At 52.7% G+C, this 17,670-nt stretch carries 4 protein-coding genes; all 4 read right to left on the reverse strand.

The annotated features are described in order from the left end of the window. Positions 1-133: 133 nt before the first annotated feature. The 4 genes from HP398_RS25070 to HP398_RS25085 all read right to left on the reverse strand — a co-directional run bounded on the left by HP398_RS25070 (position 134) and on the right by HP398_RS25085 (position 17,656). Entirely contained in the window at positions 134-5,005 is a 4,872-nt protein-coding gene (locus HP398_RS25070) for a non-ribosomal peptide synthetase (protein WP_173623968.1), read from the reverse strand. A 16-nt stretch (positions 5,006-5,021) separates the two neighbouring features. Continuing rightward, positions 5,022-7,349 carry a bifunctional Gfo/Idh/MocA family oxidoreductase/class I SAM-dependent methyltransferase gene (locus HP398_RS25075; protein ID WP_173623969.1) on the reverse strand — a complete coding sequence of 776 codons (2,328 nt, stop codon included), beginning with the start codon at positions 7,347-7,349 and terminating at the stop codon, positions 5,022-5,024. A gap of 9 nt (positions 7,350-7,358) precedes the next feature. Next, positions 7,359-8,474: a saccharopine dehydrogenase family protein gene (locus tag HP398_RS25080; protein ID WP_173623970.1), complete on the reverse strand. Its 1,116-nt coding sequence runs from the start codon at positions 8,472-8,474 to the stop codon at positions 7,359-7,361. Positions 8,475-8,581: 107 nt separating this feature from the next. Continuing rightward, positions 8,582-17,656: a non-ribosomal peptide synthetase gene (locus HP398_RS25085; RefSeq protein ID WP_173623971.1), complete on the reverse strand. Its 9,075-nt coding sequence runs from the start codon at positions 17,654-17,656 to the stop codon at positions 8,582-8,584. Positions 17,657-17,670 lie beyond the last annotated feature (14 nt).

Here is a 17,670-nt window from a genome sequence, read left to right on the forward strand (position 1 = left end):
CGAATTTCAACACAGTCTTTGATCGTATCTATGACGGTTCTTGACTTGGTAATTTAAGGAAAAGGAGCAGCAGCAGACAAAGGACGTTGTTTTGTCGTCCTTGTCTCCCGCTGTCTTGATTGTTACAAAGAAGTTATTTGGTGCCGAGTGGTACTGTCAACAGCTCCGCCAGTTTGACCGCATTCTCTCCTACCATGCAGCTGTAATGGTTACCGGCGATTTCTGTCACTTCCAGTTCTCCAATGCATATATCTTGCCAAAAAGCGATGGTCTCTTCGCTCGTGCTTGGCAAAAATTGAAACGGCTCGCGAGCCAGCAGGAAGCGAATGTCTCCCATATAGGGCAAAGGAGTATAGCGAGCAGCTTTAAAGCTCTGCCCAAACACTTTGCACAGGCCCTCTGCCATTTCCACTGGCATCTGTTCCCCTGATGTTTTGCCTAGCGCATGGACATAAGCAGTGAAGCGTTCTCTTCTGTCAAACGTGGATAATTTGCGGAATATCTCTCCCACCTGGTCTAGCCCATCATCTCCACTGATGGTGCACGCTGAGCCTTGCGGGATGCAATCCCCGTGTTTTTCTACGAGCTGCAAAATCGCCCGGGAAAAATCATGCTCATCCACTTTTCCAAAACCAGCCTGTTCCAGCGTAATGTTCAGGTTTGGAACAAAGAGTGCCTCAATCAAGAGATCATCATTCACTTCTGTCAGGATCGGAGGAATGTCGATCAAAACCAAGTCCAGAAGTGGGACGCCCTGCTCCCCAAGTCTTCTCGCCACTTCAATGGCAATCAACCCGCCCAAGGAATAGCCGATGAGCTGTACAGGCCTTTGCTCTCCTTCACGCAAGACGTCGATCAAGCATTCGGCATAATCATCGGCCACAGTTTCTATCAGCTCAGACGGTTCTAGTTCGCAATAACGTTCGCTGTCGTCAATGGCGACCCCGACGATGCTTCCTGTCTGCTGGGCTTTGAGCTGTTCAATCAATGGGCGAAAACTGTCCATCGTCCCCAAAACGGCATGGAACACAACCCGCAGCGGCCCAGATTCGTCACCGCCATATGGAATCAGCACGGCATTGCTCGACTTGTTGCGTTTTTTCGGCAATGCGACTTCCTCACTTTGCTGCCCTTCCTGATTGCGCATGTGTATGAAGCCAGCCAGTGCTTCCACGGTCGGGAAGTTAAGCATTTGTCGGAGCAAGACATCAAACGGAATGGCAGCGTGCGTCGGGTCCTCCACCAGCTTGTCGCGCAGCTTTCCGGCTACCTGCGCCATGATGAGAGAATCTGCACCGTACTCATAAAAGCTTTGGGTTCGGCCGATTCCCGAGAGTCCCAATGCTTCAGCCCAGACGTGTGCAAGCTGCACTTCTAACGGATCAGTTTCAGCCCCCTCTGTAGCGTCCAGAAAAGCACTTTGTTCGAACGTCGATGCAGGGCGCCATTTTGCCAGCTCACGGCGATCTATTTTTCCATTTCCGGTGAGTGGCAGTGCGTCTACGACTTGCAAGTGGGCAGGCAGCATATAGGCAGGCAGATGAAGGGAAAGGAATTTTTCCAGCTCTGCGGCACTGACCCTCACCCTGTCCAGCTTCACGCGATGGGCGAGCAGATGATTTTCTCCCTCCTTTTGCAACACGAACACAAGACCCTCTTCTTCCTTCTGCAACTCACTTATCCATGACGCCTCTGTCCATTTGGCAAGAATGAGCCACCCGCCCGGGCAAATCAGTTCTTTCAGCTTGTTCATGTCAGAGCTATCTATCGCTCCATCAGTGAACACTACGTCGAACGAGTTCGGTGCCAATCCTTGTGCCCGATACTCTTCTTCAACTGTATCCATGCTTATATATTCTAAATCATGGCCTTCCAACGCTTGCGAGACTTGCTCTGTTAACGCCCCGTTCCCTGCGCCGACTTGCAATACCCGTAGAGGCATGCTCGTATGCTGTCGCGCAATCTCTTGCAGAAGCATGACAATGCGCTGATTGACCTCGATGTCCACTTCTTCACTGATCCCATTTACGAGCATCGCGAATTCCGCTCTTTCCGTCCCAAGGTCCCGATCCATCTTGCGGGCGCACTCCACAATCCCCAGCAAAACAGGCTCGTCACTCGCTCCATCCAGCACGACACCAGCTGCGGCGACAGCAGGGTGTTTGAGCAGGGCCGATTCAATTTCACCTAGCTCGATCCGATGCCCTCTGATTTTGACCTGATTGTCTTCGCGACCGATAAACTCGATTTCGCCCCCTGGTGTGTAGCGGCCCAAATCACCGGTTCGGTAGAGTCTCTCTCCATCCACAGGGTGGGAAAAGAACCTTTCCTCCGTGAGCCGTTGATCTCCGACATAGCCCTCCGCCAAGCCTGCTCCGGTAATATACAGATCCCCGATCATCCACACTGGGCAATCGCGCATCTGTGAATCGAGGACGCGGAAGCCTTGGTTGGCGAGCGGGCGGCCATACGGAATACTGTTCCAGTCTGCTTCCAGTCCGTTGTACAGATGATAGTTCGACCAGATCGATGCTTCTGTGGCACCGCCGAGACTGACGATCTGTGCAGAAGGGAGATATTTTTGCATCCGATCAGGTAGCGTCAAGGGAATCCAGTCACCGGAAAGCAAGGCCAGTCGCAAGCTGTCTACTTTGACAGTTGGCGTGGCATCCAAATACGTGACCAGCATCTGCATCAGGGCCGGCACGGAATTCCATACGGTGATGTCATGCCGGGCTATCAGCTCACTCCAATGGGAAGGATCTGTTTGCCGGTCGGAATGAGGATACACAACTGCACCACCCACAGAGAGCGTGGCAAAAATATCGTAGACAGATAAATCAAAGCTCAGCTGGGCAAGGCCAAGCACGCGATCCTTTTCCGTGATCGCAAAACGACGAAGCATGTCCTCGATCGTATTTGCTGCTGCGCGGTGGCTAATGACGACCCCTTTAGGCTGTCCCGTGGAACCAGACGTATAAATGATGTACGCAGGCAAATCCGGGTTTAATTCAGGCAGTATCAATGGTTCATGCTGCGGGCTTACTTGATCCACTGCAATCGTTTGAATAGCGTCTGACCATTGCAACTGGTTGGTAGATACCGTCAAGGCATAACGAATGTCCGCCTGTTCCATCATGACCTGTCGGCGTATCTCGGGTTGCTTCGGATCAATAGGTACATAGACAGCTCCGGCAAACAATGTACCGAGTACGGCTGCGACTTGATGCACGCCTTTATCCATTACGATAGCAACGCGGTCTTGCTCGCGGCAGCCTAGTTCCTTAAGCTTCCCTGCCACTGCGGCAGCACGTTTGACCAGTTCCGCGTAGGAGATCTGTCCTTCACTGTCAATCACAGCCGGACGATCTGGCGTCGACATTGCTTGTGCTACGATTGGCTGATGCAAGGCGTACTCTGGTAAAGCTTCCGTGGTCTCATTTACCTGCTGACGCTCTTCCCACTGCCAGTCTGGCAACGTAATTTCGTCAACTCCCTCCCACATTTGCTCGCTGTCCGCCAAAGATTGCAGTAATTTTGCAAAAGTATCAAACATGTCGTCAACGACATGCTCTGGGAAAACACCCTCCCGCACATCCCAGTTCACCTGCAAGCCTGCCGAGCTGTCCATGGCTTGGCAATCGATGAAAACCTGCGGTGTTTGACTGATTCCGTGCCCAGCAATTTTGCCCTGTAGCTGACCGCCTTCCGATGGTTCTACTAACCCAATTGCACTCGTAAAAACGATTGGCATCAGAGCGGCTTCACGACCGCGCCTACGCGCTAGCTCGCGCATGACCTCCACGCCGGAAAACAAACGGTGATCCAAATCTTCAAACAACTGCTTTTGAATAGTTTTCGCCCGCCCTTGAAAAGAACGCTCCAATCCCCAATCAACCGCAAGCAAATTGACGGATGTGAAATCCCCGACAATCTCATGGACTCGCTCATGTAGCGGCTGTCTGTTCAGCAACGTCAAATTCAGGCAAAACGCACGATTTCGACTCCAGCGCTCGATCACAGTGGCAAAGGCAGTCATCACGGCGGAGGTTGGCGTCAATCCTCGCTGCTGGGCACGCTGCTTAAAGGTATCCCACGAAGCGTTATGTAAGCGAATGAAGCGACGGCGAAAGCGTGCGTCTCCATTCTGGGTCTGCTGTCTCGCCATTGGCAGGTCTGGAGCCTGTGGCAATGCATCGATCCGTTGCTGCCAGTACGCTTTGTCTCTGCCATATGCCGTAGTCTCTCTTAGGCTGCGTTCGGCGAAGACGTAATCGCGAAACGTAATCGGCAGCGCGGGCATTGTTTTTCCCGGTTCTTTATAAAGGGCCTCAAACTCACCTAGCAAGAGCCAAATACTCGCCCAATCCGCGATGAGAAATTCCATCGATACATGGAGCACAGCCCTGTCGCTCGTTTTCGTCAAGCCGATATCAAACAACGGCCATTTGGCTGTATCATACACGCGATGTCCCATCGCTTCGCGTATGTCATCGAGTCTTCTTCCTGCCTCCTGCTCATCCATGCCACTCGTATCTGTATAGGTAATCGTCAAATGCGGAACCTTCTCCAGAATGCGCTGCTGACCGTTCTGATCAATGGTTGCACGCAGCATGTCATGTCTTGCAATGAGCAGGTTCCACGCATCCTCTGCCCGTTTCGGATCAAGCTCAGGATAGTCCAGCTCCATGTAAATATGGCACGCCACGCCACCATAGCCAAACAGTTCATACCGTCCCAGTAAATAAGCAGACTGCACATCTGTCAGGGGAAAAGGTACAAATCGCGCTGCTGGATCGGGTATCACCGTCACCGGTTGGGATTCGGCTCGCAAAAGAGCGAGAATGTCTGCTTTCTGTTCTTTTAACGCCTGTAAATCATCGGCTGCAAGTGTTCCTCTTGGGGCTTTGTAACGCAGGCTCCCATTTTCCTCCCATAAAAAAATTCCATCTCTGCGTAGGCGCATCAAGAGCTCGACGCTATTTGTCTTGAGGTTTTGGGGCATATGCACACTCTCCTATTTAAATGAGCTTCGCCATTTCGTTTTCGTTTGGGGAAAGCTGCTGACGTACGCCAACATCGATGTTGTTCTTGATGAGGAACAGCTTTTGTCCAAGTGGTGCCAGTGGGTGAGACTCCTCAGGCAAGACCGCAAGCTCCTTGACACCTGCCCGTTCAAAAACATCGAGCCACTGCTGGACAGTCATGAAGGTCGATTGCGTATTTTTCCTGTCATCTACTGGTGGAGTCATCATGAAAGCTTGGGAGATGAGCATTTCTACGAATTCTCGAGTTGGCTCGGTAATAATAATCCAGCCTCCTGGAGCAAGGGTCTTCAACAGCCCTTGGATGACTTCATCCGTGTCCCGCGCGTTGTTCAACATACCTGCCGCAATCACGATATCGAAGCTGCCTTCTGTGAGGCCTTGTGCAAACAAATTTTTGTCGATATCAACCACCTGATATTTCATCCATGGGTAAGCTTTGTAGCGTTCACGTGCAGAGGATAAGAAAAAGTGGGACACATCCGTGTACACATACTCCACATGCAGTCCTTTGGAAACAGACCCCCTCAGGCGGTCCACAACTACATCACTCGTTGCTCCAGTCCCAGCGCCTACCTCCAGAATGCGAAGCGAGTTTGTCGTAGACGCGATCCGCGCTACTGCTTCTGCGACCGACTTGTTTAAATAACGCGCCACAAGGGTGTCCCGATAAAGCGCATTGGCAACATGCATACGCCCCTCAGGAAATAGCAGCAAAGCAGCTTGTTGGGTATCATCCATCAGCTGTGGCAGCCGATCCGCATTGTCCTTGAGATAGTCCATGACGAGCGGTGAGCCCAGCTTGCCATTCCAGGCATTTTTGGCTAAATCCCACCGTCGTTCTACTTCCTCTCGCGTCATCTGAATGCCGCATTGATACTCGCCAGCAGCAAATTTCAGGTAGCCACGGTCCGTCAGTATGTGCAGCCAGCGCTTGATGACTGGTTGATGACGCTCTGCTATGTTTGCAGCAGTGAAAATATCTGACGCCGCAAAGGAATGTTGTCCCGCTGTCAGTGCTCCTTGAGATTGCAGCGCGAGCAGCATGGAGGCCACCGCAGCTGCATCCAGGCGCTCAATGCACGTATTTACCTGCACAGCATCGATCCCTTTTAGCTCGCTCTCGGCAGACGCCGTGCATACAAAAACATCGTTATTTTCCGCCAAAGTCGCATCATTAGGTGATGCAGTGCCGTGGAATTCGTCATCTGGAATGCTCCAGGCTGCTTGTTCGAGAGACGCTAACGTCAATGGCTCATGACTGCCATTCGAGCGCAACACGGGATATCCCAATGCCTGCGTCCATTCTTGCCACTGTCGTGAGCACAATAGTTCCTGCTGCGCGCGTGTTTCCATCGTAGCCTTATCGACCTGCCCCATGATCCTATCTCGCATGGTGAGTAAATCGCGTCCGATAGCTTGCGGCCACTGCTTCGTAAGAATGTCCCGATAGGTCGGCGTCTCCTGCGGTCCCAATATGTGTGTACTGTTTTCCAGCATGTGTGCAGGTGGGGAAACTGTCAGCTCACCGTGAATGTCGGGAAGATCCGGTACGTGCAGACGCGCCTGCCACACGACAGGGCCATGCGTGTCTGTAAGCGACAAGCTCCCGCCAACTACACCAATCGTCACGCGATGCAGTAAATGCAGATGGTTGTCTGGATCATCAGGATCGACTTCATTGTGGGCGCGCAGCGTAATTGGAATTTTGCCCAGCTGTCCGATCAACACTTGAAACGGTCCCTCATCCTTGATGACATGACTGATTTTCCACGGACGAATAGAAGGGAGGGCTTCCTGCAAAATGTGCATGAGCGGGAAGGACACCTGTGTAGCGCAAGCAGCCTCGATGTACAAGGCAGGCTGCACAGCCAGCATCGTACGAGCGCAAGCAATAAAGCGGCGAACAGCAGGCAAATGTACGTAGAGATCGCCCGTCATAAAATGAACACCGTTCTGCTTGGCATGCTTTAGGCACAGCGCCAAATCTTTATGGTGGATCGGCTCTTCCGAAATGACGTGAATGCCCTTGGCAAGCAGTTGGATCGACAGCTCTGTTCCATTGCCACCCATCACGGTGGAACGCAATACGACGCAAGCCAGATCAATGTCAGCAGGTAATTGATTGACATCGGTGTACAGCGGGATGCCATTTCGCTCGGCGCATTGACGCGAGCGTTCACTTCCTTTTGCCAGCAGCCCTACCAATTCAAACTGCTCAGGCAATGCCTTTACCGCTTCCAAGTAGAACTGTCCAAAGCGGGAACCGCATACCACGGTACGCAATTTACGATTCTTTGTCATACGTCCCCCCTACTTCATTTCCATGATGGAATGCATGAGTTCGACCTGCTGCTCGCGAAGCGCATCAATCAAACCTGTCGCCGATACGCCTTCTGCCACGAAAAAGCAGCCTGTTTTTCTGTTCGGATCTTCCGCGATTAAGTGAGCCACTGTGGCCGCGATGATGCCAGATATCTGATTCCAGTCGCCCGGATACAGGAGAGTAGAGAAGACCCGCACATTTTTACCGTCACGCTTTCCGGTCGCATGCAGGTGGAACATCGTAAAATCCTTCACACCCGGCTTCTTCGCCACAAACTGTTCCAGCAGCAGCTTGGCTGATGCTCTTTTTTGTTCCTCGGTTTTGTATTGCTGCAAAGCCTTGATCATCACAAATTGATTCAGGATGGCATTGCTTTGATAGCTGTTGTAAAAATAAGCGGATTCGATTTTATGCTGCTTGGTCATGAGGCCGAATTCCTTTGTCACTACCGGATATGTGTCGCGCTTTCCAGCGGGATGCGGCAGTGTGTAGTTGCGATGGAACGGCCCGTCTATTTTTTTGACCTCGCCTTGCTTGAAGTAAGACATTCCCCATCCGGTATCTTCTTCAATGCTGCAGACGATGTCATATGCCGCATTGAGTGAAAATCCGCCCTGCCCTGCAAAAAAGACTTCGAGCAAATCGATTTCGTCCAAATCATTTTCAGCGACGTAAGCTGGGAAAACTTCCGACAGCCCCGGGTAAACGCCAGCAGAGATGATAAACAGCAGTCCCTTTTCCTCGATTTCCTGCTTTCGCGTGAGCAATTGTTGATACAGATGCTCATCTCCGGACACATCTACGTAATGGACCGCATGTTTGAGGCATGCGACCGCAACTTTATCAACGATTTGCTTGGAGGGCCCTGCACAATTGATGACGAGATCGACTTGACCGCAAAAGTCATGCAGTTCCTCCTCGTTGCATACATCCACCTGCTGGCATTCCAGCCTACCTTCCGTCCCAGTAAAAAGCTCACTTAGCTTTTCGAGATTTCTACCGCCCAGCAAAATCGGATCGTTCGTTCTAGACAAAATCGTTTGAAAGGCTGTATGGCCTACAACACCAGTCGCTCCCAAAATGCCAATCTTTTTGATACCCAATGTTCTCTCCCTCCTGACCTGCTCCCCGCATTCTTCTTCCAAGAAAAGGCGGGGCTGCTCCTGCCACTGAGTCGCAGCCCACCTACTCATCTGCGGTTTTTCTTTTTTTAAATGGTCCCCTCGTCAAAATCCGCTGCGAGATCTTCCGTTGCCTGTGTGCTCGTCTTGATCAGCTCGGCAAGGGTGCAGATCGTGGAAGCTTCAAACAAACTTTGCAAAGACAAATCAATCTGGTATCTCTCTTTTATAAGATTGAGGCATTGGATCGCGCGCAATGAGTCTCCACCCCGCGCAAAAAAGTTGTCGTGGATGCCGATTTCCCCTACACCAAGCACCTCTTCCCAGACCTTGGCGAGCTTGACTTCGATCTCGTTGGAAGGCGCTACATGCGTCTTTTTCGGCATACTTGCCTTTCTTTTGCCAAGCTTTGTGATTGCCCTCCGATCTACTTTTCCATTGGCGGATAGCGGCAGCTCATCCAGCAACACGTACTCACTTGGTACCATGTAGTCAGGCAAGCTATTCCGCAGAGCTTCAGACAATTTTTCCGGCTGGAACAAACGAACCGCCTCCGGTGCTTGCGCCACAATCAGATGGCGCTCGAACGCCTCTGTGACCTGCGCTTTATCCGGAATGGCAAGGACGTTAGCGAAGCCTTGTTGTTCCAAGCCCGCTCGCCATTGCTCTACCGTAAGCAGAGGAAGATAATTGGCTTTGCGCTCATCCTCCAGATGGCTAAACCCATCCTCGAAGAAGCCGACAGTGGTTAGCAGCAGACGACTGTTGCGCGTCGACTCGACCAGGAACAGAAGCCCCCCAGGTGCGAGTAGCCCTTTCAAGTACGCCAGCGTTTTCCCTATATCACGAGAGCGATGCAGCGTATTGTCCGCAACAATGACGTCAAACGAATGCGGATCATAGCCTTGCGCAAGCGGCGCCACGTTCATGTCAAGCTGACCGTACTCCAGCGGAGCCTGCTCTCCCCATTCCTTCTTTGCCCTGTCGGTAAAAAAGGAGGATTCGTCGACGTATAAATAACGACTGCGTTCTGCAGGCAAGGTGGACACCAGTGTTTGTGTCAAGCTTCCGGCTCTCGTGCCAAGCTCTAGCACCCGCAGTGTCTTATCAGACGGATGGTGGTTTACGATACTGCCAAACACCGCCCCGGCAAGGCTGCTGTAAAACTCCCGCGTCAGGTCAAAGCGGCTCAAGCCGGCAGGTGTTAAGAAAGCATCCTCTGCTAGAAAGAGCTCCAACGGATCGAGCTCACCAGTTAACAGACCAATAAACAACGGATAGTCGCGGCGGAAAACGGCTTCGAGCTCACGTGCTGCTTCCGTACGAAGCGAGGATGCTGACAGAACAACATCCGGCACACCTTCACGCAATGAACGCAGACTCACGTACGTACCCGCAGCGCGTTTTTCCAGCACTCCCTCTTCTGCCAGCACTTCCAGCCAATGCGCAAGCAAGGTCTGGTAACGAGGATGAATCTGAAAACGATCCATGAGCTCCGCAATTGAAGTGCTTTCTCCTACTTGCGAGAACATCCCCATATGCTCAAGCGTGCGGCACATGTAGGCGGTGCTTACACGGTCAGCCTCCATCAGGAATTGCGTGACGACTTCCACATCGACACTCGCGGGAATGGTATCGGCCTGCGCGTGACCCATGCTGTTGATCGCCTGCCAACGAGCAGCACTTGCAGCGGGGTCGGCCTGCTCTGTTTCGAATAACGCGGAATCCTTTTCACGATCCAGCACCACATACCCGACCAAGCGCTTTTCATCCGCACCGTCATCTGGCACGGCCACGACAACATCTTTGAGCCCTTCATGGCGTTTCAATGCCGTCTCGATCTCGCCCAGCTCAATCCGGTGCCCTCTGATTTTCACCTGGAAATCTTCCCGACCGAGGAACTCCAACGTGCCATCAGGCAAGTAACGGCCCAAATCCCCCGTGCGGTACAGTCGTTCTCCTGTCCCCGGATGCGTAATGAATTTTTCATTCGTCTTGTTTTCATCTCTCCAGTAGCCTTTGGCAAGCCCAATGCCACTGATAAACAGCTGTCCCGGCACCCAAACGGGGCAATCCCCCATCGATTCGTTCAGCACATGGTAGCGCTGATTGACCATTGGGCGACCGTACGGAATGCTTTTCCAGCTAGGGGCGATGTCTTCGATTGCGAAAAGATTTGACCAGATCGAGGCTTCTGTTGCGCCGCCCAAACCGATCACCTGAACGTGAGGGAAAAAGGCCTTGATCTTGTCTGGCAAATCCAGTGGAATCCAATCACCGCTCAACAAGACGAGACGCAACGATTGTGGCAAGTGAAGGTTTCTCCCCACGGCGTATTCGATCAACATCTGCATCAGCGCCGGAACTGTGTTCCACACCGTCACCTGCTCGGCTTCCAGCCACTCCAGCCAGTGGGCAGGGTCTTTGGCTTTATCAGCATCCGGCATGACGATCGTTCCACCCGCGGCAAGCATGCCGAAAATGTCATAGACCGACAAATCGAAATTCAGATTGGACAAAGCGAGCACCCGATCCTGTGCCCCCACTGCAAATCGTTGATTGATATCTTCAATCGTGTTGACCGCGCCTCGATGGTCGATCATGACTCCTTTTGGCTGGCCCGTCGACCCTGATGTATAGATGACATAGGCCAAATCCTCCGGCTGTCCGGCAACTGATGCCACTGGGTTCACCGTGCTTGCCTCGTCCCTTGTCATCATCTGGTCCACAATCAGTCTCTCCACATCTAGAGGCCAGCCCAATCGCTCATCCAGCCAAGACTGCGTCAGCACGAACTGTACTTGTCCATCATGCAAAAGCTGAGAACGTCGTTCCTCAGGATTCAGCGGATCAATCGGCAAATAAGCGGCCCCGGATTTCATAATCCCGAGCGTGGCTGCGACCTGCTCCCAGCCTTTTTCCATCACGACAGCGACCAACGTATTCGGTTGAACTCCTTGTGAACGCAGCCACTTCGCGATTTGATCAGCAGCGTCGGCGAGCTCCCCATAGGTCAACGTCCGCTGTGTGGAGATCAAGGCAGGCTGATCCGTTTGGCATGCAGCTTGTTTGTCAAATAGTCCGACGAGTGTTTCTGTGGATACAGGCGCAGCCGTATCGTTTGCGGCGATTCTTGCTTCCAGTCGAGGGACAGCAATCTGGCTCGGTGCCGACTCTTGCCATACCGCATCCTCTTCTATCAGTCGATGCAGCAGCTCGCAATAAGCCGTAAACATGTCAGCAAGGAGTCCTTCTGGAAATAGTCCTTCTACGGCATCCCAGATTAACAGCAGTTCTCCATCTTGCTCGACCACTTGATGGTCCAGCCATACCTGCGGCGTCTGGGTGATGTTGTAGACGAGCTTGCCCAGCCATTTGCCATCGGAGTCAGACCCACTCCACTGCTCTACACCCAATGCGCTCGTAAAGACAATCGGCATGGCAACACCGTTATGCTCTCCTGTTTGCTTCGCCAATTCGCGCTGGACTTGGACTCCGCCCACATAAGGATGGTCCAAATCGCGCCATAGCTGCTGCTGCAAATTACGGCCGCGTTCCAAAATCGTCTCGCCAGCGGACAACTCGACTGCCAGCAAGGTTAGCGTAGTGAAGTCCCCCACGATATCGCCTACCTGCGCGTGCAAGGGCAATCGATTGAATTGCGTCAGGTTGATCGTAAAACGCGAACTCTTGCTCCATGCACCAAGGGTCTCGGCATACGCTGTCAGCAAAATCCCGGAAGGCGTTAGACCGGCCTCTGCTGTCCGTTTTTTGAGCCGCTGCCATGCTTCGCTATTGATTCTGGCTTCTAAACGATGGAAGCGCTGGTCGGTAATCGTGTCAGGATTTTTCGCCAAAGGCAGCTGTGGTGCTGGCGGCAAATCAGGCAATCGATCCATCCAATAGTCCAGATCGCGTTGGTACAGCTCTGTAGACTTGAGCGCTTCTTGCGCCAGTACATAATCGCGGAAGCTCATATCCAGTGGTGTCATAGGCGCATCCGGCTCATAATACAGCCTCGTCCACTCGCTCAAGAGGTGGAACATGCTCCACCCGTCAAAAATCAGGTTGTCAAAGCTGATATGCAAGCGAACCCGTTCGTCTCCAAAGCGGGAAGCGCGCACCTCGAACAACGGCCACACATCCGTAGACAATACCTGATGGGACATTTCTTCCCGAATCGCTTGCAGCTCGGACTCAGCTTCTTCGGCAGATTGGTTCCGCAAATCAGTGACCTCGATCCGGTAAGCAGGTACCTGCTCCAAAATCTGCTGACGCCAGCCATCCGGCAAAATCACGGCCCGCATCATTTCATGGTGGTCAATTAACCGTTGCCAAGCTCGATTGATCTGCTCCAGGTCCAAGTGCTGCCCTTCGATTTCGAAATAGCAATGCGTGGAGACATGGCCCAAGGCGTAAACACCACTGCGCCCGACCCAGTAGGCTTGCTGGATATCCGTTAGCGGGAAAGGCTGATGCCTGTCTTGTGGAGCCAGTACAATTGCTGGCAAGCCTGACGATGTTCCTTTTTCCTCGAGAAGCATCTGCACATGCTGGGCCAGTCCGGCAATCGTCGGCTTTTCAAAAATGCGCCCTAACGACAGCTCTACCGCAAGCTTGCTGCGAACCATCGCACTGAGTCTGGTTGCCAATAACGAATCTCCGCCGAGCTCGAAGTAGTTGTCTGTGACGCCTACCCGTTCCACTTCAAATAGCTGGCACCAAATAGCCGCGAGTGCTGTTTCGATTGGTGTCGTTGGAGCTGTATACGCTTTGTCTGCTTTGGCCTTCATCAGGCTGTCAGGAGTAGGCAGGGCTTGCCGATCTACCTTGCCGTTTGCAGAAAGCGGCAGTTCGTTCAACAAAAGAAAAGCGGACGGAACCATGTAATCAGGCAGCTTTTGACTCAAGAAGCCGGGTAGTTGTGCAGCATTGAAGCGCTTGGCTTGAAGTGGCGCCTGCGCAACCAGTACATGCTGACCAAAATCGTTGTCTTCTGGGAAAGCTGACACTTTTGCAAAGGCTTGCTGCTGCAAAGTCTGCTGCCATGCTTCCACCGATAACAAGGGGCGTTGCTCGTTACGCCGCTCATCTTCGAAATGCGTAAAGCCATCTTCGAGAAATGCCGTGCTGATTTGCTGCAATCGGCTGTTGCGGGTCATCTCCAGCAAAATCAGCATGCCACCCGGAGCCAAAAGGCTTTGTACATGCGAGAGGGCCATCCCGATGTTTTTCGCACGATGCAGGGAATCAGAGGCAATCACAACGTCGAACTGATGTGCTTCAAAGCCTTGAGATAGTGGACTTTGATTGATATCCAGCAGTTGATCGTGCACAAACGGGTACTCCCGGAACCTCGCTTTTGCGGCATTTGTAAAGAAAGTCGAGGTGTCTGTGCATGTAAAATGTGTCGCATCTGCCGGGAGCACAGCCAGCAATGATTCCGTCAGCGTTAGGCTCCTCGCCCCGATTTCCAGCACACGTATCGGTTCTGATTCAGACCTTTCTCCAAAACGATGGACCAGCCTTTCCACCAACGCCAGTGCCGCTCTGTCACGATGCTTTGCACCAGGGAGTGTCTGCATCAGATCATTCGGAGTCAGACTGAATTCCTCCGAGAAGAAATGGGCCAACGGGTCAAGCTCGCCACGCAAAAGCGCAACACTCTCTTCGTTGACTTTTTCCAAATAACGTAAAAGGGCTTGTCCATGCGGTTCCCATGCGGGGGATAGCTGAGAGACCTGCGACTTTTCCAACCATTCAGTCAGGTTCGCCTGCGTGATGCTGTAGACATCCGATTTGTCTTTACGGACAAGACCTTCGTCCTCCAATGTTTGAATCCACTGTCTGACCAGCCCGCGATAACGCTCTTGAATCCCGCAGCTATGCATCAAATCATCGAGGGAGTAGTTGGCATTTTGCTCAAAATTCACTCCCACCATCTCCAATGTGCGGTAAATGAATCGAACAGCAAGTTGCTCCATGTACGTCCAAAACGAGGTGAAATCTTCCGGTCTGATGCTTGCAAAATGCTCCGATAAGGTCTGCACACGCCCCGTATCTATGACATCTGCCCACAGTTCTTCACTCTTTTTCGGATCAGCCTCTACACGATCAAACAGCGCTGACTCGCTTTCCCGTTCTGGTACCACATACCCAACCAGTTGCCTGTTCTCGCGGGGATCACCTACCGCTGTTACAACTGCATCGCGAATTCCCGGATGCTGCTTCATGGCCGATTCGATTTCACCCAGCTCGATGCGATGCCCTCTAATTTTCACCTGGAAGTCCTTGCGCCCGAGAAATTCAATGGTCCCATCCGGCCAATAACGTCCGAGATCACCAGTCCGATACCAGCGTGAACCGTTCCAGTTGACAAAGCGCTCTTCGGTCAGTGCAGGATCACCCCGATAGCCTACTGCCACACCTGCTCCGCCGATCCACAATTCTCCCTCTACCCAGTCAGGGCAATCACGTCCAAGTGCATCAACAACCCGATAAGCCTGATTCGTGAGTGGTTGACCGTACGGAATCGATGTCCAGTGAACAGGCAAGGGCAGCGTAACATCAAAAAAGTTGGACCAGATCGACGCTTCTGTCGCTCCGCCCATCGCCACAAGCTGGCTGTTCGGTGCGAGCTGATTCAGGCGTTGCGGTAAATCGAGACCGATCCAGTCCCCAGAGAGCATGACTAGGCGAAGCGGCAAGCTCTCATACGATCCGCTCTCCGCAGCAATCAAGAGCATATCGAGCAGCACGGGCACAGAGTTCCACAGCGTCACCTGATGCTGATCCACCAGTCTCGCCCAATGAGCCGCATCCCGTCGTAACTCTTCGCCTATGAGCACAATCGAGCCGCCTACACTGAGCAATCCGAACAGGTCGTAGACAGACAGGTCAAAATCAAGTGAGGAAACCGCCAAAATCCGATCCGTATGCCCGATTCCGTAGCGTCTATTTATTTCTCTAATGGTGTTCCATGCCCCGGAATGACTGATTTCTACTCCTTTTGGTTCACCCGTAGAGCCAGAAGTAAAAATGATGTAGGCAAGGCTATCAAAAGAAATCGGCACGGGTTCAGCCAGCGGTGAGACATTCAACGTATCTGTAACCGACAGAACAACAGCGTCTTCCGGCCACTCCAGCGTTTGCGCAATCTCCGTATCCGTAAGCACATAGCGAATCCCCGCTTTTTGATGAATGCGCTCGCGCCTTGTGGATGGCTGCCCGATTCCAACCGGGACGTAGCATGCTCCTCGTGCCACGATACCAAGAACCGCAGCGACTTGATCGATTCCGCGCGGCAGACTGACTGCCACAGGGTCTCCAGCTTCAACGCCTTGCTTTTGGAGATACGCTGCAATCTGCAATGCGTACTGCGCTAACTCGCCATACGAAAACGTAGTAGAAGCATGACTATCGATTACGGCCAGCTCGTGTGGATTCTCTCTTGCATAAGCAAAAAAGGCACTGTGCAAGCATTGACTCGATTGCGTCTGTGTATTATCTACAGCCTGATCATTCCTCTTCTGTTCCAAATCGGGGAGCAGCACGGATGCGGCTTGCCAGTCATTGTCCTTGGTCACCAAAGAGTTCATCAGCTGGCAAAAAGCGCCGAACATTTGGTCAAGCATCCCGTCAGGAAACAGGTCATCAACCGCATCCCACGCCAGCAGGAGCCCGCCGTCCATTTCATACGACTGGAAATCAAGCCATACTTGCGGCGTTTGCGAAATCATGTAAGAGAGCTTCCCCAACGTGTCACGGCATTCGTCATTGATCAGCGGCGTACCCAAATTGCACGCGAACACCACGGGGGCAAAATCCCGCTCTCCCTGACGGACACGCGTCAGGTCGCGCTGTAGCTGAACCCCGGAATAAGCCGCATGTGCTACATCCTGATGAAACTGCGATTGGACAGATCGCACCCGCGCCAGAAAAGAGGTTTGCTCCCGCAAGTCAACCGCAAGCAGTAGCAGATTGGTAAAATCGGCAACGACGTCTTCAATGCCAGCGTCTCCGGTTTGGCGATCGAATAGCGGAATGTTGATGAGAAACTGCGAATGGGTGCTCCAGCGATCCAGTACTTCAGCATAAGCCGTTAACAGTACCATCGCTGGTGTAACCCGCTGTGCTGCGGAGCTTTTTTGCAAAAGTGCCCATTCGGCTGCGTTCATGAAATGTGTCCGTCGCGTAAAAACAGGCGACTTGATCATTTCTGGCTTTTCCTTCAGCGGCAACCCTGGCGCTCCCGGCAATGTGGAAAGGCGCTCCTGCCAATAGCGGGCTGCTTCCTGTTTGTCCTGTGCCCGACGCTCTGCCTCTTGCCCGAGATAATGGGCAAAGCTCCAGTTGGTCGGGGCAAGAGGCTTGCTGCCTCGTGCATATGCTGCCGCCAAATCGCGTAATACGATGTGCAGACTCTGTACGTCAGCGACCAGCAAATCCAGATCAAAATGGATGCGGGTGCGGCCTTCTGGCAACAAGCTCAGCTCCAAACCGGCTACTTCTCCCGCTTCCACCGCCAGACGACGATGGGACAACCGATCTCGTATACGATCTAGCTCCCGTGCCAATTCGTCCTCCGAAAAAGACCGCAGATCATGGACCGCTACTCCAGTGGCTGTAGGGGCACTCATCACCTCTTGCTGTCCATCTGCCAAAAATCTTGCCCGAAGCATCGGATGGTGCATCAGCAGCTTGCCCCACGCTGCTTCCAATCGATCCGGCTCCACGCCCACACCATCGATTTCTAAGTACGCATGGCACCCGATTCCTCCGAGAGGCTGATCATCCTGGCGTCCAATCCAGTAAGCGTATTGCACATCCGTGAGTGGAAAGGGCACATTCACCTCCAGTGCCACATCTGCTTTTCTTTCGTCCACCCGTGGAAGCGAGGCGCTGCTTTTTTGCAGCAACGCCTGCCAATCACGCAAGGTAGGAGCACCGATCAGCTCGGCAAACGTAACCTTTGCGCCTTCCTTGCGCCATTTGTTAACCATCCTCATCATTTGCAAAGAATCCAGTCCCAGCTCGATCAGGTTTTGATCATCGGAAAACGCAACAGGCGCGGGCAGCAACGCCTGAATTTGCCTCTTCATCTCCTCATAGCTCAAGGAAGCGGCGGGACTTGCAGTCAGACTGTCATTGAGCATTTTGGACATCCTCGTTCCCTCCT

The sequence above is a fragment of the Brevibacillus sp. HB1.4B genome (assembly GCF_013284285.1).
Taxonomy (GTDB): Bacteria; Bacillota; Bacilli; order Brevibacillales; family Brevibacillaceae; genus Brevibacillus; species Brevibacillus porteri.

Coding starts and splice junctions, on each gene's coding strand:
- HP398_RS25070 (WP_173623968.1), bottom strand. CDS start 5,005: ATGCCCCAAAACCTCAAGACAAATAGCGTCGAGCTCTTGATGCGCCTA.
- HP398_RS25075 (WP_173623969.1), bottom strand. CDS start 7,349: ATGACAAAGAATCGTAAATTGCGTACCGTGGTATGCGGTTCCCGCTTT.
- HP398_RS25085 (WP_173623971.1), bottom strand. CDS start 17,656: ATGTCCAAAATGCTCAATGACAGTCTGACTGCAAGTCCCGCCGCTTCC.